The sequence below is a fragment of the Acidovorax sp. SUPP2825 genome, assembly GCF_030158995.1.
Lineage (GTDB): Bacteria > Pseudomonadota > Gammaproteobacteria > Burkholderiales > Burkholderiaceae_C > Paracidovorax.
In genome coordinates this window covers 328,426-347,618 of the sequence record NZ_BQXK01000002.1, presented here as the reverse complement: position 1 = coordinate 347,618, position 19,193 = coordinate 328,426, and the positions used below count along the sequence as shown (strand labels likewise).

At 69.3% G+C, this 19,193-nt stretch carries 21 protein-coding genes; 12 read left to right on the top strand and 9 right to left on the bottom strand.

What is annotated here, in order from left to right; genetic code table 11:
- The first annotated feature begins 70 nt into the window (after nucleotides 1-70).
- From AVAK2825_RS04155 to AVAK2825_RS04130, 6 genes are read left to right on the top strand one after another with little or no spacing between them, the layout of a single operon-like run.
- The gene (locus AVAK2825_RS04155) at nucleotides 71-520 is read left to right on the top strand and encodes a glycerate kinase (RefSeq protein WP_272565926.1); all 450 of its coding nucleotides are present in this window, start codon (nucleotides 71-73) and stop codon (nucleotides 518-520) included.
- 42 nt (nucleotides 521-562) lie between these two features.
- Nucleotides 563-1,501, top strand: a complete 939-nt coding sequence (locus AVAK2825_RS04150) for a branched-chain amino acid transaminase (RefSeq protein ID WP_284394640.1) — start codon at nucleotides 563-565, stop codon at nucleotides 1,499-1,501.
- A gap of 5 nt (nucleotides 1,502-1,506) precedes the next feature.
- Nucleotides 1,507-1,713 carry a zinc-finger domain-containing protein gene (locus AVAK2825_RS04145; RefSeq protein WP_272549760.1) on the top strand — a complete coding sequence of 69 codons (207 nt, stop codon included), beginning with the start codon at nucleotides 1,507-1,509 and terminating at the stop codon, nucleotides 1,711-1,713.
- A gap of 3 nt (nucleotides 1,714-1,716) precedes the next feature.
- Nucleotides 1,717-2,517 (top strand): glycosyltransferase family 2 protein, encoded by an 801-nt coding sequence (locus tag AVAK2825_RS04140; RefSeq protein ID WP_284394639.1) that lies wholly within the window; start codon nucleotides 1,717-1,719, stop codon nucleotides 2,515-2,517.
- Entirely contained in the window at nucleotides 2,514-3,797 is a 1,284-nt protein-coding gene (locus tag AVAK2825_RS04135) for an O-antigen ligase family protein (RefSeq protein WP_284394638.1), read from the top strand. The genes AVAK2825_RS04140 and AVAK2825_RS04135 overlap by 4 nt, the downstream gene beginning before the upstream one ends.
- Before the next feature lie 20 nt (nucleotides 3,798-3,817).
- The gene (locus tag AVAK2825_RS04130; protein WP_272565920.1) at nucleotides 3,818-4,792 is read left to right on the top strand and encodes a glycosyltransferase; all 975 of its coding nucleotides are present in this window, start codon (nucleotides 3,818-3,820) and stop codon (nucleotides 4,790-4,792) included.
- 29 nt (nucleotides 4,793-4,821) lie between these two features.
- Here the strand turns inward: AVAK2825_RS04130 and AVAK2825_RS04125 are convergent, their stop codons facing one another.
- The 4 genes from AVAK2825_RS04125 to AVAK2825_RS04110 form a co-directional block, all read right to left on the bottom strand.
- Nucleotides 4,822-5,337: a type 2 periplasmic-binding domain-containing protein gene (locus tag AVAK2825_RS04125; RefSeq protein WP_284394637.1), complete on the bottom strand. Its 516-nt coding sequence runs from the start codon at nucleotides 5,335-5,337 to the stop codon at nucleotides 4,822-4,824.
- Nucleotides 5,338-5,567: 230 nt separating this feature from the next.
- Nucleotides 5,568-6,788: an ATP-binding protein gene (locus AVAK2825_RS04120; RefSeq protein WP_284394636.1), complete on the bottom strand. Its 1,221-nt coding sequence runs from the start codon at nucleotides 6,786-6,788 to the stop codon at nucleotides 5,568-5,570.
- A 3-nt stretch (nucleotides 6,789-6,791) separates the two neighbouring features.
- Nucleotides 6,792-7,508, bottom strand: coding sequence for a response regulator (locus tag AVAK2825_RS04115; RefSeq protein ID WP_272549751.1), 717 nt, complete (start codon nucleotides 7,506-7,508; stop codon nucleotides 6,792-6,794).
- A 180-nt stretch (nucleotides 7,509-7,688) separates the two neighbouring features.
- The gene (locus AVAK2825_RS04110; RefSeq protein ID WP_284394635.1) at nucleotides 7,689-9,023 is read right to left on the bottom strand and encodes an AmpG family muropeptide MFS transporter; all 1,335 of its coding nucleotides are present in this window, start codon (nucleotides 9,021-9,023) and stop codon (nucleotides 7,689-7,691) included.
- Between the two features lie 108 nt (nucleotides 9,024-9,131).
- On the opposite strand from AVAK2825_RS04110, the gene AVAK2825_RS04105 reads away from it, so the two are divergent.
- From AVAK2825_RS04105 to AVAK2825_RS04095, 3 genes are all read left to right on the top strand, one after another.
- On the top strand, nucleotides 9,132-9,803 hold the full coding sequence (locus AVAK2825_RS04105) for a helix-turn-helix domain-containing protein (RefSeq protein ID WP_284394634.1): 672 nt from the start codon (nucleotides 9,132-9,134) through the stop codon (nucleotides 9,801-9,803).
- Nucleotides 9,804-9,938: 135 nt separating this feature from the next.
- The gene (locus AVAK2825_RS04100) at nucleotides 9,939-10,865 is read left to right on the top strand and encodes a DMT family transporter (protein WP_284394633.1); all 927 of its coding nucleotides are present in this window, start codon (nucleotides 9,939-9,941) and stop codon (nucleotides 10,863-10,865) included.
- 112 nt (nucleotides 10,866-10,977) lie between these two features.
- Entirely contained in the window at nucleotides 10,978-11,877 is a 900-nt protein-coding gene (locus tag AVAK2825_RS04095; protein WP_284394632.1) for a M48 family metallopeptidase, read from the top strand.
- A gap of 28 nt (nucleotides 11,878-11,905) precedes the next feature.
- On the opposite strand, the gene AVAK2825_RS04090 is transcribed toward AVAK2825_RS04095, so the two are convergent.
- Nucleotides 11,906-12,544, bottom strand: a complete 639-nt coding sequence (locus AVAK2825_RS04090; RefSeq protein WP_284394631.1) for an MBL fold metallo-hydrolase — start codon at nucleotides 12,542-12,544, stop codon at nucleotides 11,906-11,908.
- Between the two features lie 106 nt (nucleotides 12,545-12,650).
- Here AVAK2825_RS04090 and AVAK2825_RS04085 point away from each other — a divergent pair, with 106 nt between their 5' ends.
- On the top strand, nucleotides 12,651-13,496 hold the full coding sequence (locus AVAK2825_RS04085; RefSeq protein ID WP_284394630.1) for a hypothetical protein: 846 nt from the start codon (nucleotides 12,651-12,653) through the stop codon (nucleotides 13,494-13,496).
- 91 nt (nucleotides 13,497-13,587) lie between these two features.
- Here AVAK2825_RS04085 and AVAK2825_RS04080 read toward each other — a convergent pair whose 3' ends face one another.
- Nucleotides 13,588-14,403, bottom strand: coding sequence for an exodeoxyribonuclease III (locus AVAK2825_RS04080; RefSeq protein WP_272565908.1), 816 nt, complete (start codon nucleotides 14,401-14,403; stop codon nucleotides 13,588-13,590).
- On the opposite strand from AVAK2825_RS04080, the gene pyrE reads away from it, so the two are divergent.
- Together pyrE and AVAK2825_RS04070 are read left to right on the top strand one after the other, a co-directional pair.
- Nucleotides 14,402-15,100, top strand: coding sequence for an orotate phosphoribosyltransferase (gene pyrE / locus AVAK2825_RS04075; protein WP_284394629.1), 699 nt, complete (start codon nucleotides 14,402-14,404; stop codon nucleotides 15,098-15,100). The two genes, AVAK2825_RS04080 and pyrE, sit on opposite strands and share 2 nt — an antisense overlap.
- 5 nt (nucleotides 15,101-15,105) lie before the next feature.
- Nucleotides 15,106-15,777: a DUF4124 domain-containing protein gene (locus AVAK2825_RS04070; RefSeq protein WP_502868902.1), complete on the top strand. Its 672-nt coding sequence runs from the start codon at nucleotides 15,106-15,108 to the stop codon at nucleotides 15,775-15,777.
- A 36-nt stretch (nucleotides 15,778-15,813) separates the two neighbouring features.
- Here AVAK2825_RS04070 and gatB read toward each other — a convergent pair whose 3' ends face one another.
- The 3 genes from gatB to gatC are packed head-to-tail and all read right to left on the bottom strand — an operon-like array spanning nucleotide 15,814 to nucleotide 19,089.
- A complete protein-coding gene (gatB, locus tag AVAK2825_RS04065) occupies nucleotides 15,814-17,274 on the bottom strand; it encodes an Asp-tRNA(Asn)/Glu-tRNA(Gln) amidotransferase subunit GatB (protein WP_284394628.1) in 1,461 nt (486 codons plus the stop codon).
- Nucleotides 17,275-17,276: 2 nt separating this feature from the next.
- Nucleotides 17,277-18,779, bottom strand: a complete 1,503-nt coding sequence (gene gatA / locus AVAK2825_RS04060; RefSeq protein ID WP_284394627.1) for an Asp-tRNA(Asn)/Glu-tRNA(Gln) amidotransferase subunit GatA — start codon at nucleotides 18,777-18,779, stop codon at nucleotides 17,277-17,279.
- A gap of 10 nt (nucleotides 18,780-18,789) precedes the next feature.
- Entirely contained in the window at nucleotides 18,790-19,089 is a 300-nt protein-coding gene (gene gatC / locus AVAK2825_RS04055) for an Asp-tRNA(Asn)/Glu-tRNA(Gln) amidotransferase subunit GatC (RefSeq protein ID WP_284394626.1), read from the bottom strand.
- Between the last annotated feature and the right edge of the window lie 104 nt (nucleotides 19,090-19,193).

Sequence of the window (19,193 nt, the reverse complement as noted above, 5' to 3'; positions counted from 1 at the left end):
GGGCGGCGATGCCGCGCCTACGCACCATCCACACCCGGCCCCGGCGGCCGCCATAGGACAATCTCGCCCCATGAATCTGCGCAACCTCTTCATTCCCGTCGGCATCGCGGTGCTGGTCTTCGCGGCCCACCGCTCCTATGGCTGGCAGGGCGTCATGGCGGTCGGGGGCGGGCTCGTGATGTGGGCGCTGCTGCATTTCACCCGGCTCATGAACGTCATGCGCAAGGCGGCCGACCGGCCCATCGGCCATGTGGGCAGCGCCGTCATGCTCAATGCCAAGCTGCGCAAGGGGGTCAATCTCATGCACGTGGTGGCCATGACGCGTTCGCTGGGCGAGCCGCTGTCGGCCGACGGCGAGGAGCCCGAGCGCTACCGCTGGACCGACGGCACGCAGTCGCACGTGACGTGCGAATTCCGGGCCGGCAAGCTGGTGGAATGGGCGCTCGTGCGGCCCGTGCCGCAGGAGGATGCGCCCCAGGCGCCGGCGGATGTGGCGGCCCCTGCCCGCGCAGACTCGTAAAATCGCGGGTTTTGCGACTTCCAGCAATTCCAAAGGAACCCCATGAGTCCCGTAGCTCCCTCGATGGCCGACCGTGACGGCAAGATATGGATGGACGGCCAGATGGTCGATTGGCGCGACGCCAAGATCCATGTGCTGACCCACACGCTGCACTACGGCTGCGGCGCCTTCGAAGGCGTGCGTGCCTACAAGACGGCCGACGGCACGGCGATCTTCCGCCTCGAGGAGCACACCGAGCGCCTGTTCAACAGCGCCAAGATCCTGCGCATGACCATTCCGTTCACCCGCGACGAGGTGAACGAGGCCCAGAAGGCCGTGGTGCGCGAGAACCAGCTCGAATCGTGCTACCTGCGCCCGCTGACCTGGATCGGCTCGCAGAAGCTGGGCGTGTCCCCCAAGGGCAACCAGATCCACCTGATGGTGGCGGCCTGGGCCTGGGGCGCCTACCTGGGCGAAGAGGGCATGAAGCGCGGCATCCGCGTCAAGACCAGCAGCTACACGCGCCACCACGTCAACATCACCATGACGCAGGCCAAGGCGGTGAGCAACTACACCAACTCGATCCTGGCCAACATGGAGGCCCTGGACGACGGCTACGACGAGGCCCTGCTGCTGGACGCCTCCGGCTTCGTGTCCGAGGGCGCGGGCGAGAACGTCTTCATCATCAAGAACGGCGTGGTGTACACACCCGACCTGTCGGCCGGCGCACTCAACGGCATCACGCGCAACACCATCGTCCACATCTGCAAGGACCTGGGCCTGGAGCTGGTGCAAAAGCGCATCACCCGCGACGAGGTGTACATCGCCGACGAGGCCTTCTTCACCGGCACCGCCGCCGAAGTGACGCCCATCCGCGAACTCGACCGCCTCGCCATCGGCGGCGGCTCGCGCGGCCCGATCACCGAAAAGATCCAGAGCGCCTTCTTCGACATCGTGAACGGCCGCAACCCCCAATACGCCCACTGGCTCACCAAGGTCTGAAGAACATGTCGCAAGCCATCGTCGAACTGGTCGCCAAAGACCTCAACCCCCAGGGCGGCGTCTTCTGCCCCAGCCCCAAGGCGGACATGAAGATCTGGAACACCCACCCCAAGGTGTACCTGGACGTCGCCCACACGGGCGAGGCCAAGTGCCCCTACTGCGGCACGGTGTACCGCCTGAAGGCGGGAGAACGCGTCCACTCCGGCCACTGATTGATGCCGGCTGAACGCGGCAGCGCGGCCCGCCCCACGCTCACGGTGGCGGTGCTGACGCTGAACGAGGGCCACCGCATCGAGGCCTGTCTGGCGAGCGCCTCGTTCGCCGACCAGATCGTGGTGGTGGACAGCGGCAGCACGGACGACACCGTGGCCGTGGCGCGGCGCCTGGGTGCCCAGGTGCATGTGTATCCCGACTGGCAGGGCTTTGCCGTGCAGCGCAACCGCCTGCTGGCGCATGCCACGGGCGACTACCTTTTCTTTCTCGACGCCGACGAGGTGATGGGCCCCGACTTCCGCGAGGAGCTGCAGGCCATCGTGCGCTCGGGCGAGCGCGCGGTGTGGAAGATCCGCTGGCGCATGGTGGCCTTCGGCCACGAATTGCGCTACCTGCGCACCACCTCGACCGTGGAGCGCCTGTTCCGGCGCGACATGCTGCGCGAGTACGTGGGAGTGGTCCACGAGGAGGCCGTGCTCACCGAGCCCGGCGTGCCGCGCCACGTGATGCGCGCGCGGCTGCTGCACCACTCGCGCGAGACCGTGCGCGGCAGCCTGGAAAAGCTCACGCAGTACGCCATGCTGGGCGCCGCCAAGCGCGCGGCGGCCGGCAAGCGCGGCGGCGTGGGGCGCGGGCTGGCCTCGGGCGCGAGCATGTTCGTGCGGCTGTACGTGCTGCGGCTCGGTTTCCTGTGCGGCGGTGCCGGTTTCCTTTACTGCCTGTTCGTGGCCCTGGAGGCGTTCTTCCGGTATGCGGCGCTGGAGTACGACAGCGACCGCCTGAGCGAGAGCGTGCGCCGGTGAAACCTTCGGATGTCTTCGCACGCCTGTCCGGCGTGGCGGCTTTCATGGTGCCCGGCCTGGCCCTGTGGCTGCGCTCGGGCTATTCGTGGGGCGCGGTGGTCCTGCTGCTGTGCAGCCTGGCCACGGCCGGCGTGTGGCTGCGCCGGCCCCCGGGCCGCGAGGCCTGGTGGCTGTTCGCCTCCATCGTCGCCATGGGCTTCGTGTGGGCCCTCGATTTCGACCCGGCCCAGGGCGGCTGGTCCAACCTGGACCGGCCGTCCAAGTACCTGCTGGCACTGCCCTGCCTGTTCTACCTGCTGGCCTACCCGCCGCGTGCGGTCTGGCTGTGGTGGGGCCTCGCCGTGGGGGCGTGCGGCGCGGGGCTCATCGGCATCTACCAGACCGGCGTGCTGCACCTGCTGCGCGCCAACGGCTACACCAATGCGATCCAGTTCGGCGGCCTGAGCCTGTTGCTGGGCCTGATGTGTTCGGCGGCCCTGCTCGTGCAGTGGGGCCGCTGGGCACCCTGGCAGCGCGTGGGCTGGGTGGTGTGCATCCTGCTGGGCTTCGAGGGCTCGCTGCTGTCGGAGTCGCGCGGGGGCTGGCTCGTGCTGCCGCTGGCGCTGCCCGTGTGCGCGTGGCTGCAGGCCCGCTGCGGCCAGCGCCGGCTGGCGATGGTCGGGGCGGCGCTGATCCTGGCCGGCATGGCGGGCCTCATGGCGCTCAAGGCGCACGACGTGCGCTCCCGCGTGGACGAGGCGCGCCAGGAGATCACCCAGTACGAATCCAAGGGCGACGCCGCCAGCTCGGTCGGCCAGCGCCTCGCGCACTGGAAGCTGGCGTGGTCCATGGGCCTGGACCGGCCGCTCACCGGCTGGGGCCGCTACGGCTACGAGGCCGAGAAGCAGCGGCGCGTGGCCGCGGGGCAGGCCCATCCGTTCGTGCTGCGGTTCAGCCATGCGCACAACGAGGTGCTGGACATCTTCGCCAAGCGCGGCCTGCCCGGCGTGGCGGTGCTGCTGCTGTTCTATGCGGTGCCGCTCGCGCTCTTTTGGCCGACGCGCCGGCGCGTGTGCCGCACCTCGGCGCATGGCGCCATGGACCCGCAGGTGCTGTGCCTGCGTATGGTGGGCGTGCTGCTGCCCATCGCCTACATCGGCTTCGGGCTCACGCAGGTGTTCCTGGGCCACAACAGCGGCACCATGTTCTACCTGTTCATGTGCATGCTGGTGCTGGCCATCCTGCAGGGCCGCGAGCGCGAGGCGCGGGCCGCGCGGGCCACCGCTGCCGCCCCCTCCTGACCGCCAAAGAAGGTTTTGCCATGCACGTGCTGCTCGTCAACAACTCCCCGATCCCGGTCTATGGCTATGGCGGCACCGAGCGCGTCATCTGGGATCTGGGCCAGATGCTGGTGCGCCTGGGCCACCGCGTGAGCTACCTGGTGCCCGAGGGCTCCACCTGCGACTTCGGCGCGGTGCTGCCCATCCGGCCCGATGCGCCGTGGGATTCGCAGATTCCCGCCGACGTGGACATCACGCACTTCCAGTTCAACCCCCGCACCGAGATCGGCACGCCCTACCTGGTCACCGAGCACGGCAATGCCCGAAAGCCCAAGCCGCTGCCGCGCAACACCGTGTTCCTCTCGCGCGACCATGCGGCGCGCTACGGCTCCACCGAGTTCGTCTACAACGGCCTGCAGTGGGAGAGCTACGGCGCCGTGGACTTCGCCCGGCCCCGCGACCACTACCACTTCCTGGGCAAGGCCGCGTGGCGCGTGAAGAACGTGAGCGGCGCCATCCGCGTGGCCCAACTGGCCGGGGTGGAGCTGGACGTGCTGGGCGGCGACCGCATCAATTTCCGCCGGGGATTCCGGTGGACGCTGTCGCGCCGCATCCATTTCTTCGGCATGGTGGGCGGCGCGCAGAAGACCGAGCGGCTCAACGCCTCGCGCGGGCTGATCTTTCCGGTGCGCTGGCACGAGCCCTTCGGCCTGGCCGTCATCGAGAGCCTGTACTTCGGCTGCCCCGTGTTCTCGACGCCCTACGGCGCGCTGCCGGAACTGGTGCCGGCCGAATGCGGCGTGCTGGCGGACAACGCCAGTGCCCTGGCCGAGGCGGTGCGCGCCAACCGCTTCGACCCCCGGGCCTGCCACGACCATGCCGTGCGCCACTTCGGCGCCGAGCGCATGGCGCGCGACTACCTGCGCATGTACGAGCGTGTGCTGGCGGGTGAGACGCTCAATGCCCAGGCGCCCGTGATCCAGGGCGAGGCCCGCTCGCTCGCCTGGCGCAACTGAGCCGGGGCGGGCGCTGCGCCGCGCCGCGCTCAGACCGCCGCGTGAACCGTGAACCCCATCGGCACCGGGCCGAAGTCCTGGATTACCTTCAGTCCCAGCGACCGCGCAGCCTTGGCCGTGGTGATGCAGCCTTCCGTGCGGCCGTGCCGGCATTCCACGGCGGCCTGCGCATTGCTGTTGACGAAGCACAGCTCCGTGCCGGGGGGCGCCAGTTGCTGCGGCGCGGGATGGGTCGAGATGGTGCGGGGCGCCTCGCCCGTGCGCGACGCCAGGATCATGTTGAAGGTGGGCATCACGAAGACATCCACCATCTGGAAGCGGTTCAGGTTGGAGAACACGAGATTGTGCAGGTCGGGATAGGCCACGCACCCCAGCACCGCGATGGCCGGATCGTCATTCAGCGACTCGGCGGCGATCTCGAAGGTGGGGTGCAGGTGCACGGTGCCTTTGCGGCCGTTGCGCCGGAACCATTCGTGGGCTGCGGCTTCGCAGTTGGTGCCGGCCGGCCCGAGGGTGTGGATGACCCGGATGTCTTTGACTGCCATGGTGGAACTGGGTGGATCGGTGTGCAAAATGGACGCCTCGGTCTTGTATTCCGTTGGGCGGAATTCAGGATAAGGGAAACCGCCTTCCGAAGCCACCCGGATTCCGGGGCCAAGCCGCTGACCGAACGAAACAGATGTGACCATGCGCAACATCAAGCGCATGCCCTTGCATGGCGGCCTCAGCCGTGTGCCGACACCGGTGCGGCGCGTGCCGCGCCTTCGCAAGGAGGTCAGGCGCTCGCCAACGGCAGGCTCAGCACGAAGCAGGCACCGCCCTCGCCATCGGGGCGGTCTTCGCAGCGCACCGTGCCGCCCGAGCGTTCCGCGATGGAGCGCACCAGCGCCAGCCCCAACCCCACGCCGCCGGCGCGCTCGCTGGCGCCGGGCAACCGGTAGAAGGGTTCGAAGATGCGCTCGCGCTGGGCCGGCGGCACGCCGGGGCCCTGGTCGCACACGCGCACTTCGGCGTGGGTGCCGGTGCGCTGCAGCCCCACCGTGATGTCGCCCTGGCTGTAGCGGCGGGCGTTTTCCAGCAGGTTGCGCAGGGCGCGGCGCAGCAGCTTGGCCACGCCGTTCACCTCCAGGCCTTCCGCGCTGGCGGCGCCGGCTTCCAGCTCAGCATCCACCCGCACGCACTCCTCGGCCGCCAGGCCCAGCAGGTCCACCAGTTCGACGGTGCCCATGTCCGCCTCGCGCGCATCCAGGCGGCTGGCGAGCAGGATCTCGTCCACCAGCTGGTCCAGCTCGGCGATGTTGCGCAGGATCTCGTCGCGAAACGCCGGGGACGGGGCCGAGCCCTGCATCAGCTCCAGCCCCATGCGGATGCGCGTGAGCGGCGAGCGCAGCTCGTGCGAGGCATTGGCCAGCAGCGACTTGTGGGATTTGACGAGCGTCTCGATGCGTGCGGCCGCGGCGTTGAACTGGCGCGCCAGGTCGGCCACTTCGTCATGTCCGGTCTCGGCCACGCGCACGGAAAGGTCGCCTTCGCCGAAGCGCTGCACGCCGCGCTGCAAGGTCTCCAGCCGCTGCAGCAGCCGCCGGATGATGGGGAACACGCCTACGGCCACGGCCACGCCGACGAGGCCCAGCATCCACAGGAAGCCGAACGGCGGGCGGGTCCAGAACGCCACCTCGCCGCGCCGGTCGGCGCCGGGCGGCTTCGGGCGCGGCGCCATCTGCAGCGAGAACACCTCGCCGCCCTCGGCCTCCACCCGGAACTCCAGCCCCTCGGCCGGCCCGTTCGGGATGCGCGTGGCCAGCCCGCGCAGCACCGGCTCGCCGCGCTCGTTGATCAGCACCATCTCGCGGGCGGGCGGGGTGGGGGGCGTCTGCGCGTTCTGGTCCGAGGCGATGCGCCATGCCCATCCCACGGCCAGGGTGAGCACGGCCACGCCCACCACCACGGCCAGCCAGATGCGCAGATAGAGGCGCCGGGAAAACGGGTTGGACATGGGTCAGTCTTGCTGCTTGGCGAACACATAGCCCACGCCGCGCACCGTGAGGATGCGGCGGGGGTTCTTGGCGTCCTGCTCGATCGCGGCGCGGATGCGGCCCATGTGCACGTCGATGGAGCGGTCGAAGGCTTCCAGCTCGCGGCCGCGCACGGCCTCCATGATCTGGTCGCGCGTGAGCACGCGGCCCGCGCGTTCGGCCAGCGCCACCAGCAGGTCGAACTGGTAGGAGGTCAGTTCAGCCGCCTGGCCGCTCACGGTGACGGTGCGCGCATCGCGGTCGATCTCCAGCGAGCCGAAGCGCAGCACCTGCGCGGCGGGCGTGCCGCCGTCGGTGCGCCGGCGCAGGATGGCGCGGATGCGGGCGAGCAGCTCGCGCGGCTCGAACGGCTTGGGCAGGTAGTCGTCGGCGCCCAGCTCCAGGCCGATGATGCGGTCCATCGGGTCGCCCTTGGCGGTCAGCATGAGCACCGGCACCTGCGCCGCCGGCCCCTGCAGCGAGCGGATGCGGCGGCACACTTCGAGCCCGTCCATGTCCGGCAGCATGAGGTCCAGGATCACCAGGTCGGGCAGGGGCCCCGCATCGCCCCCCTGCAGGCGCGCCATGCCGCTCTTGCCATCGGCCATGTGCGTCACTTCCAGGCCCGACTGGCCGAGGTATTCCCCCACCATCTGGGCGAGGCGGAAGTCGTCTTCGATCATCAACAGTTGAGAGCTCATGGCGGGTGTCCTTGGGGGAGGCTTCATCGTCGCGCCGGGGGGCGTCGTTGCGTTGAAGTCCCCGTAAAGTTAGGTAAACCAGGGGCATTCCCCAGCCGGGGCCATTTTGCGGCCGCGCAGGCCGGGCCGGTGTGGCGTGCGCCATGTGCTACTGAATTGATAGCTATGGCGGCATGAAAATCACCGGCGTGGGGGCGTTTCGATCCTGGACGCCAGCGCCACCAGCACCAGCACCGGCAGTCCCAGCAGCGCCGTCCCCACGAAAAACTCGGTGTAGCCGAAGGCGTCCACGAAGCGCCCCGAAAAGCCCGCGATCCACTTGGGCGCCAGCAGCATCATGGAGCTGAACAGCGCGTACTGCGTGGCCGAATACTGCACGTTGGTGAGGCTGGACAGGTAGGCGATGAACGCCGCCGACGCGATGCCCCCCGCCAAGTTGTCGGCCGACACCACGAAGACCAGCCCGGTCACGTCGTGCCCGCGCAGGCCCAGCCAGGCGAACAGCAGGTTGCTGCAGGCGCTGAGCACCGCGCCCAGCATCAGCACGCGCATCACGCCCAGGCGCATGGACAGCACGCCGCCCACGAAGGCGCCGGCCAACGTCATCAGCACGCCGAACACCTTGGTGACCGCGGCGACCTCGTCCTTGGTGTAGCCCATGTCCACGTAGAACGGGTTGGCCATGATGCCCATCACCACGTCGCTGATGCGGTACACGGCGATGAGCGCCAGGATCAGCGCCGCCTGCCAGCGGTAGCGCCCGATGAAGTCCGCGAACGGATCGACCAGCGCGCCGCGCAGCCACTCGGCCGGGTTGCGCGCGGGCGGCAGCGGGCGCGGCACGGGCTCGCGCGACAGCAGCACGGTCGCGGTGCCCACCAGCATCGAGGCGGCCATCGTCAGGTAGGCCGCCTGCCAGGCGCCGTGCTGGTAGCCGGCGAGGCCGGGCAGCTCGGCGCGCGCGGCCACCCACAGCACGCCCGCGCCGGCCCAGATCATCGCCAGGCGGTAGCCGGTCTGGTAGGTGGCGGCCAGCGCCGCCTGGCGGTCGGCGTCGGCCGATTCGATGCGGAAGGCGTCCAGCGCGATGTCCTGCGTGGCCGATCCGAACGCCACGGCCAGCGCGCACCACACCAGTGGTTCGAGCGCCACGCGCGGGTCGTTGAACGCCATGCCCACGAGGCCCGCCATCACCATCGCCTGCGACACCACCAGCCAGCCGCGCCGGCGCCCCAGCCAGCGCGTGAGCAGCGGCAGCGGCATGCGGTCCACCAGTGGCGCCCACATCCACTTGAACGCGTAGGCCAGGCCCACCCAGCTCAGGTAGCCGATGGTGGTGCGGTCCAGGCCCGCCTCGCGCAGCCAGAACGACAGCGTGCCCAGCACCAGCAGCAGCGGTAGCCCGGCGGAGAACCCCAGCGCCAGCATGCGCAGGCTGGCCGGTTCGAGGTAGACGAGCCAGGCCTCGCGCCAGCTGCGGCGGGGGGCGGTGGCGGGGGCGTGGTCTGGGGGCATCGGAAGGGGTGGGCGGGGCGTGCCGGGTAGGGGGATCGCAGGGATTATCCGCACCCCTTCCCCGGGGTGGGCCGGCCGTGCGCGCGCCGTGCCGCTACGATGCGCGCCATGGGCTCCGCCGCCGTCCTCCATCCCACCTGCTCGGTGCGCTGCTACAGCGGCGAACACGCCGCGCATGCGCACGGCCACGCGCAGGTGCTCTACGCGCTGCACGGGCGCATGGAACTGGAGGTGGCGGGCCGCGCCGCCTTCGTGGACACCACCTGCGGCATGGTCATTCCGGCCGGCACGGCGCACGCGTTCCTGGCCCCGCCCGGCGCGCGGATGTTCGTGATCGACGCGCCCGACCAGCCCGGCGTGGGGCGCGTGCGGCGCTTCGCCATCGCGCCCGAGCACCGGGCCTTCGCCGCCAGCGACGATGCCGCGCTGCGGCTCGCCCAGATCCTGCAGGCCCCGCGCGTGCTCGCGCGCCGCGCCATCGCCCCGGAGCGGCTGGAGCGCGCCGTGCGCGCCGCCCTGCACGAGGACTGGCCCACGGTGCGCATGGCCGCGCTGTGTTTCCTGAGCCCGCAGCGCTTTCATGCCCGCTGGCTGGCGCTGACCGGCCGCACGCCCCAGGCCTGGCTGCGCGGCGAGCGCCTGGATGCCGCCGCCCGCGAACTGGCCCAGGGCGTTCCGCTGGACACCGTGGCCCTGCGCACCGGCTATGCGAGCGCGAGCGCCCTGGCGTATGCGCTGCGCCGCGACCGGGGCACCGGCGCCCGCGCGCTGCGTGCCTGATTCGAACGCTATTATTTTTGTAGCAAAACGCCCTAGTATTGATTGCGGTGGAGGCCGATTCGGAGCATGGCCTGCTGACCCGCACTTCGCGCGTTGCTCGACATTGGCGCCGCCCGCCCGCGGCACCATGGCGGCATGACGACCCCTTCCCCCCATTCCACCCGCGGCATCGCTCTGGTGCTGCTCGCCTCCACGCTCTGGGGCACCACCGGCACGGCGCAAAGCCTGGGCGCGGGCGGCCTGTCGCCCTTCTGGGTGGGGGCCGCGCAGCTGGCGGTGGCCAGCGCCTTCTTCTCGGTACTGCTCATCGCCGCGCGCGGGCTGGCGCGCCAACGCGCGCAGCGGCGCGGCCCGGCACCGGACCCCACCCCCTCGGACCGCCGGCCCGCGCATTGGCTGGCGCTGGCGTCGGCCGGCGTGGCGGGCTACAGCATCTGCTTTTATGCCGGCGTGCAGCGCACCGGCGTGGGCGTAGGCACGGCGGTAGCCATCGGCAGCGGCCCCATCTGGGCGGGACTGATCCAGGCCGTGCTGCTGCGCGCGCCCCTGATCGGCCTGTGGTGGCTGGGCACCGCCGTCAGCGTGGCCGGCGGCGTGCTGATGGTGCTCAGCAAGGGCGCGGGGGCCGGGCCGTCCTGGCCGGGGCTGGCGCTGTGCCTGCTGGCCGGCCTGTCGTACGCCAGCTACGCGCTGGTGAACAAGCGGCTGGTGGCGCGGGCCTCCACCGGCTGGGTCAACTTCTGCGTGTTCACCGGCGCCGCGCTGCTGGCGCTGCCCATGGCATGGCTGCTGGCCGGCGTGCCGCAATGGAGCCTGCCGTCGCTGGCCGTGGTCGTCTATCTGGGGGTGGTGGTGTCCGGCCTGGCCTATGTGGCGTTTTCCAGCGGGCTGCGCCACATCGCCGGGGCGACCAGTGTCACGCTGACGTTGGTCGAGCCGGTGGCCGCCTTCGTGCTGGCCGTGGCGATCGTCGGGGAGCGGCAGCCGCTCGCCGCCTGGAGCGGCCTGGGTCTGGTGCTGCTGGGCTTGCTGGTGGTGATCCGCGCGGAGCTGCGCCGGTAGGAGCGCAGGGCGGCGGGGCGGGCGGCGCCTCGCATCGGCACCTTGAAAAAGGGCCCAGGGATGGCTTCCGGCTGACAGACCGGGCCCCCGGCCTGCGGCTAGACTGCCGCCCATGTCGCACCTGCCCACCCCCGATTCCCGCGCTCCGGCGCCTGCCGAGACCGACTCCGCCACGGCCTGTTGCCGGTTCTGCAGCCTGCGCGGCAGCGCCTGGAACGCCCGCCGCGGCTTCCTGCTGGCGGCCGGGGCCGCCGTCGCGGGGCCCGCGCTGGCGCAGGTGGACGTGGGGTCCGCCTCGGGCATGCGCAAGCTGGTGCCGGCCGAGACGATCGAGACCGCCGCCAACCAGCAGTACAGCGAGATGATGGGCAAGGCCAAGGCGCAGCGCGCGCTGGCCGGTGCCGACAATGCGCAGTTGCAGCGCCTGCGCGCCATCGCCCAGCGCCTGATCCCCTACACCGCCCAATGGAACGACCGGGCCCGCCAGTGGCAGTGGGAGGTCAACCTGATCGGCAGCAAGCAGATCAACGCCTTCTGCATGCCGGGCGGCAAGATCGCCTTCTACACCGGCATCCTGGACCAGCTCAAGCTCACCGACGACGAGGCCGCGATGATCATGGGCCACGAAATGGCCCACGCGCTGCGCGAACACGCCCGCGCCCGCCTGGCCAAGACCCAGGCCACCAGCGTGGGCCTGTCCCTCGGTGCGCAGCTGCTGGGCCTGGGCGACCTGGGCAACGCGGCGGCCAACCTGGGCACGCAGCTCATCACGTTGAAGTTCAGCCGCGGCGATGAGACCGAAGCCGATCTGGTGGGCCTGGAACTGGCCGCCCGCGCCGGCTACAACCCCGACGCCTCGGTGAGCCTGTGGCGCAAGATGGGCGAGGCCACCAGCGGCCAGGGCGGCATCGCGTTTCTCTCCACCCACCCCAGCGGGCCGGAGCGCATCCGCCAACTGGAGCAGAACGTGCCGCGGGTGCAGGGGCTGTACCAGGCGGCGCGCCGGGGGTGAGCCGACCGGGGGCGGCGTGGGGCGCGGATCAGGTCCCGCCCACGTAGGGGTTGCTCTTGCGCTCGCGCCCGAAGCTGCTCTCCGGCCCGTGCCCCGGGATGAAAACCGTGCCGTCGCCCATCGGCCACAGGCGCTGTGTGATGCTGTCGATGAGCTGCTGGTGATTGCCCTGGGGAAAGTCGGTGCGGCCGATGCTGCCGGCAAACAGCACATCGCCCACGAAAGCCCGCTCGATCTGGGGCGCGTGGAACACCACGTGGCCCGGCGTGTGGCCGGGGCAGTGGCGCACCGCCAGCGTCTCCTTGCCGATCTGCACCGTGTCGCCATCGTCCAGCCACCGTGTGGGCGTGAAGGCCTCCGCAGGCGGAAAGCCGAACATCGCGCTTTGCTGCGGCAGTCCGTCGATCCAGAACTGGTCCCCGGGATGCGGCCCGACGATGGGCAGCGCCTGGGTGCGGGCCAGCTCGCCCGCTCCGCCTGCATGGTCGATGTGGGCGTGGGTGAGCCAGATCTGCTCCAGCTTCAGCTGTCGCCGCTCCGCCTGGGCGAGGATGGCTGGCAGGTCGCCACCGGGGTCGATCACCGCGGCCAGAAGGGTTTCGTCGCACCACACCAACGAGCAGTTCTGCTGGAAAGCGGTGACGGGTAATGTGAAATATTGCAACATCGTGTAAGTTAATATTCAGGCTTCACGGCGATGATTTCGGGTTCGCGCTTCAGCATTCATCGGAAGGCTGGCGCCATTGTCGTCAATGCGAAAAGGAGAGGGAGCGATGTTCAAGAAGCTGGTGGCTGCGGCCTTTGTTTTCGGTGCGGGCGTGGCCCATGCGTTCATCCCCCAGGCGGGGACCTGGGTGGTGACCTCCGAGGTCAACGGCAAGCCCGGCCGCGGCTTCGGCATCGACGTGCAGAACGGCACGCTGGTGATGCAGATGTATGCGTACGAGAACACCGGCAAGTCCACGTTCTACCTGGCTGTGGGCAATGTGGTGGACAACCAGGTCACGGCCGATCTCAAGTCCTACGAAGGGGGCCGGTTTCTGGGCAGCGAAGACCGCTCGGGCACTGAAAAGGGCAACGCGGGCGCAGTCAAGATCCGCTTCGTCGACGGCGTGAGCGGTTTCATCACCTTCCCCGGCGAGAGCGAAAAAGCCATCTCGCGCTTCAACTTCGGTTACGCGGCCGTACCGCAAAGCCTGAAAGGCAGCTGGCTGTTCACGACGTACTCGCCCACGCTGGGCTGGGGCGTTGAGACTCCCACGTTCACAGCCGTGGGCAATGCCACCAGCACCGGTAGCGGGACGATCTCCGCGCCGTCCAGCAACCTGATATGTGAACACCAGGTCAGCGGCGGTCTGGTGGGCTTCGTGTTTTGCGTCAAGTTCTTTTCCAACTCCAGCACCACGCAGCACACCTATCTTTTCAAGTACAGCGTGAACGAGGGCGAGGGCGACTGGTATCCCAACAACGGCAAGACCGGCTATGGCTTCTACGTCAAGCGCCTGGTTACCGATGACGGCCAAGTCGCAGGGCTGATCCGCAAGGACGAAGAGGCCTTCGTAGCGCCGGAGCAGGCCCAGGCCTTCGCGGCCGAACTGGCCGCAGCCGCTCACCGCTGATCCGGCCCATGCCCGCAACGGGAGACGGCCGCCCGGCAGGGCCGGTTCCCTGCAAGCGGGGTGGATGCCCGCCGCACGCCGCGTGCTGCGTTTACAGCACCATGTCATACCCGATCGTGATCGGCGCATGGTCCGAAAACTTCTCGGTCTTGTAGATGTGCTCGGTGCGGGCGAGGGCGGCGATGGCTGGCGTGGCCAGGTGGTAGTCCAGCCGCCATCCGACGTTGTTCGCGTAGGCTTGCCCCCGGTTGCTCCACCACGTGTAGGCAGTGTCCGTGGCGTCTGGTTGTAACTGACGGTAAACGTCTATCAGCCCGCCGCCTTCATCAGTTATGTGCAACAACTTTGTCATCCACTCGCGCTCCTGCGGAAGGAAGCCGCTGTTCTTCTGGTTGCTGCGCCAGTTCTTGAGGTCGATGGCCTGATGGGCGATGTTGATGTCGCCGCAGAGGATGAACTCGCGCTCGCCCTTGGTGCGCATGAGGTGGGGATGGAACTCGTCGAGGAACCGGAACTTGGCCAGCTGGCGCTCTTCGCCCGAGGAGCCGCTCGGAAAGTACGCGCTGATGATCGACAGCTTGCGCGCGGGCGTGTCGAAGCGGGCTTCCACGTAGCGGCCCTCGGCATCGAACTCCTGCGAGCCGTAGCCGATGCGCACGTCGCTCGGCTCGTGGCGCGAGTAGATGCCCACGCCCGAGTAGCCTTTCTTGGCCGCGAAGTGAAAGTGCCCTTTCAGGCCCGCCAAGTGCTCGAAGCGGCCCAGCATGTCGGCCGACTGCGCCTTGATCTCCTGCACGCAAATACAATCCGGCCGCGTTGCGGCGATCCATGCCTCCACCCCCTTGGATGCGGCGGAGCGGATGCCGTTGAGGTTGAGGCTCGTTAATTTGAAAAGGGGTGAATCCATGGTGACAGATAAGGCGCAATCGGTGGAACAGGACCGCCTGGCGCAGGACTTCGTGCAATTCACCGTGGAAGCGGGGGTGCTGCGCTTCGGCGAATTCAAGACCAAGGCAGGCCGCTTGAGCCCGTATTTCTTCAACGCCGGGCTGTTCGATGACGGCGCCAAGATGGGCAGGCTGGCCGAATTCTATGCAAAAGCCCTGCTGGCGAGCGGCATCGAGTTCGACATGGTGTTCGGTCCCGCGTACAAAGGCATTCCGCTGGCGGCCACGGTGGCCGTCGAACTGGCACGGCACGGACGCAACGTGCCCTTTGCCTACAACCGCAAGGAAGCCAAGGACCACGGCGAAGGCGGCACGCTGGTGGGGGCCCCGCTGCGCGGCCGCGTGCTGATCGTGGACGACGTGATGTCCGCCGGCACGGCGGCGCGCGAGTCGATCGCGCTGATCCGCGCTGCGGGCGCCCAGCCCCATGCCATGGCCATCGCCCTCGACCGGCAGGAGAAAGCGACCGAGAACGGCCAGGACGTGGAGCACAGCGCCGTGCAGTACGTGCGCGACCATCTGGGCATGCAGGTATGCACCATCGCCAAGCTGGCAGATTTATTGCAGTATTTGGCCCAGAGTGGGGAGCCGGGTGTGCACACCCACCATGAACACGTGCTGGCATACCGCCAGCGCTACGGCGTGCAAGGGGGGTAGTTCGTTTGAGCAAGACGGCCTGGAGATTCGGCTGGTGGGTGATCGCCCTCTCGGGCCTGGCGGGCACGCCGGCCGGGGCGCAGCCGAGCGGCTCTCCGACCGCCGGCATCTACACCTGCGTGAATGCCCAGGGCCGTCGCCTCACGGCGGACCGGCCCATCGCCGAGTGCGTGGACCGCGAGCAGCGGGTGCTGGGGCCATCGGGCACCGAGCGCCAGCGCCTGGGCCCCACCCTCACCGACCAGGAGCGCGCCGCCCTGGAGGCCCAGCGCCGCAAGGAGGCCGAGGAGCGCGCCCGCATCGCCGATGAGCGCCGCCGCGAGCGCGTGCTGGTGGCCCGCTACCCCGACCAGGCCTCGCACGATGCCGAGCGCGCCGCGGCCATCCAGCAGGTCAACGAGGTCACGGCCGTCGCCGAAAAGCGCGTGGCCGACCTGCAGCGCCAGCGCAAGGCGCTCGATACTGAAATGGAGTTCTACCGCCGCGATCCCAGCAAGGCGCCCATGCTCCTGCGCCGCCAGATCGCCGAGCAGGAAGACGCGCTGGCCGAGCAGCAGCGGTTCATCGCCGGGCAGGAGCAGGAAAAGCGCCGCGTGCACCAGCGGTTCGACGCCGAACTGGTGCAGCTCAAGAGCCTCTGGGCGGGGCAACGCCCCGCCGCCATGCCTTCGCAGTGAAGGCGACCCGCCCCGGTGGCCGGGGCAGGGCGGGCGTCAGGAAGACGCCGCTGCGAGCCGGGCGCGCAGCAGATCGTTCACCTGCTGCGGATTGGCCTTGCCCTTGCTGGCCTTCATGGCCTGGCCCACGAGCGCGTTGAAGGCTTTGTCCTTGCCCGCGCGGAACTGGGCGACATTGTCGGGGTTGGCGGCGATCACGTCGTCGATGATCTTTTCCAGCGCGCCGGAGTCGTTCATCTGCTTGAGGCCCTTGGCCTCGATGATCGCGTCCACGTCGCCCGCAGTCGCATCGCTCCACAGCGCATCGAACACCTGCCGGGCGGCGTTGTTGGAGACCGTGCCATCGGCGATGCGGGTGACCAATTGCGCCAGTTGGGCGGCGCCCACGGGGGCCGAGGCGATGTCGCTCTCGCCGGCATTCACCCGCCGCGACACCTCGCCCATGATCCAGTTGCTGACCAGCTTGGGTTGCTGGCTGGCCTGCGCCGCCGATTCGAAATACGAAGCCATCGCCTTCGACTGGGTCAGCGTGGTCGCGTCGTACTCGGGCAGGCCGTAGTCGGCCACGAAGCGCGCGGCCATGCTGCGGGGCAACTCGGGCATCAGCGCGCGCTGCTCGTCCACCCATTGCTGCGAAATCTGCAGCGGCGGCAGGTCCGGATCGGGGAAGTAGCGGTAGTCGGCCGCGTCTTCCTTGGTGCGCATGGCGCGGGTCTCGCCCGTGCCGGGGTCGAACAGCACCGTGGCCTGCTGGATCGCGTGGCCGTCCTCGATCTGCTCGATCTGCCAGCGGATCTCGTAGTCGATCGCCTGCTGCATGAACTTGAAGCTGTTCAGGTTCTTGATCTCGCGGCGCGTGCCCAGCGGGGCTCCGGGCTTGCGCACCGAGACATTGGCGTCGCAGCGGAACGAGCCCTCCTGCATGTTGCCGTCGCAGATGCCGATCCACGTCACGATCTTGTGCAGCTCCTTGGCGTAGGCCACGGCCTCTTCGGACGAGCGCATGTCGGGCTCGGTCACGATCTCCAGCAGCGGCGTGCCGGCGCGGTTCAGGTCGATGCCGCTCTGGCCGATGAAGTCCTCGTGCAGCGACTTGCCCGCGTCTTCTTCCAGGTGGGCGCGCACGAGCTTCACGGTCTTCTTCTCGTCGCCCAGGAAGAACGACACCTCGCCGCCCTGCACCACCGGGATCTCGAACTGGCTGATCTGGTAGCCCTTGGGCAGATCCGGATAGAAGTAGTTCTTGCGGGCGAAAACGCTCTCCGGCGCAATGGTGGAGCCCAGGGCCAGTCCTAATTTGATAGCGCAGGCCACGGCCTCGCGGTTCATGACGGGCAGGGTGCCCGGCAGGGCCAGATCCACCGCGCAGGCCTGCGTGTTGGGCGCGGCACCGAAGGCGGTGGGGGCGCGGCTGAAGATCTTGGATTTCGTCGCAAGCTGGGTGTGGGTTTCGAAGCCGATGACGACTTCGTAGCCGTGGATCAATGGGGCGGTCATGTTCAGAGGCCTCCCGGCTTGCGGAGGTGGAAATCGGTGGCTTGCTGCAGGCGGTGGGCGGCGTTGAGCAGCCGGGCTTCCTGGAAGTAGTTGCCGATCAGCTGCAGGCCCACGGGCATGCCGTCCTCGCCGAAGCCGGCGGGCACGCTCATGCCGGGCAGGCCGGCGAGCGAGGCGGGCAGCGTGAAGATGTCGGCCAGGTAGTCGGCCAGCGGGTCGTTGCCGTGCTCGCCGAGCTTCCAGGCCACCGTGGGTGCCACCGGGCCGGCGATGAGGTCGCACGACTGGAAGGCATTCTGGAAGTCGTCGGCGATCATGCGGCGGATCTTCTGCGCCTGCAGGTAGTAGGCGTCGTAGTAGCCGTGCGACAGCACGTAGGTGCCGATCATGACGCGGCGCTTGACCTCGTCCCCGAAGCCCTCGGCGCGCGTCTTCTTGTACATGTCCACCAGATCGGTGTAGTCGCTGGCGCGGTGGCCGAACTTCACGCCGTCGAACCGCGAAAGGTTGGACGAGGCCTCGGCCGGCGCGATCACGTAGTACACGGGAATGGACAGCTCGGTGCGCGGCAGGCTGATGGGCACCAGCTTGGCGCCGAGCTTCTCGTATTCCTGGAGCGCGGCGTCCACCGCGGCGCGCACGCCGGGAGCCAGGCCCTCGCCGAAGAATTCGGCCGGGATGCCGATGCGCAGCCCGTCGATGCCGTCGTTCAGCTGGCGGGTGAAGTCCTGCGCCGGCAGGTCGAGCGAGGTGGAGTCGCGGTCGAGGTCCGGGCCGCAGATGGCCGACAGCAGCAGGGCGCAGTCCTCGGCCGAGCGGGCCATGGGGCCGGCCTGGTCCAGGCTGGAGGCGAAGGCGATCATCCCGTAGCGCGAGGCGCGGCCATAGGTCGGCTTGATGCCCGTGATGCCGCAGAACGAGGCGGGCTGGCGGATCGAACCGCCCGTGTCGGTGCCGGTGGCGGCAGGCGCCAGGCGCGCGGCGACCGCCACGGCGCTGCCGCCCGACGAGCCGCCCGGCACGCGGGTGGTGTCCCAGGGGTTGCGCACCGGCGCGGGCGCATCGAAGCCCACCGGGGCCACGGCGGAGTTCTCGTTGGCCGAGCCCATGGCGAACTCGTCGCAGTTGAGCTTGCCCAGCGTGACGGCACCGGCGTTGGCCAGCTGGCCGACCACGGTGGCGTCGAACGGCGACTGGTAGCCGGCCAGCATCTTCGATCCGGCCGTGCTGGGGAAGTCGCGCGTGACGAAGATGTCCTTGTGGGCGATGGGCACGCCGGCCAGCGGGCCCGCCGTGCCGGCCGCGATGGCCTCGTCCTGCGCGCGGGCCTGCGCCAGGGTGGCTTCTTCGTTCACGGCGACGTAGGCGCCCAGGTTCTGGTGGGCGGCGGCCCGCGCCAGGAAGTGCTGGGCGGCTTCGACGGCGGAGACGCGACGCTCGCGCAGTTCGGTGGCCAGGGCGGCCACACCCAGGTCGTGCAATTCGGTGGTGGAGTGGATGGTCATCGGGGCGCCCTCATTCGATCACTTTGGGCACGAGGAACAGGCCGTTCTCCACGGCCGGCGCGCTGCGCTGGTTGGCTTCGCGCTGATCGGGTTCGCTGGCGATGTCCTCGCGCAGGCGCAGGGCCACGGCCTGGACGGCGGCGACCGGGTGCGCGAGGGGGGCGATGCCGGTAGTATCCACAGCCCGCATCTTCTCGACGATGCCGAAGAAACCGTTGATCTGCGTGAGCATGCGCTCACTGTCGTCCGAACTCAATTCGAGCCGCGCCAGATTGGCGATGCGACCGATGTCCTGGGGTGTCAGTGCCATAGGGGAAGGGGGGTGGGAAACCGGATGTAAAGCTGAAATCCGGGCCATGCCGGAGGGAGTTATTCACAGGGGATGCGGTATTATCCCGGCTTTGCCGCAATACC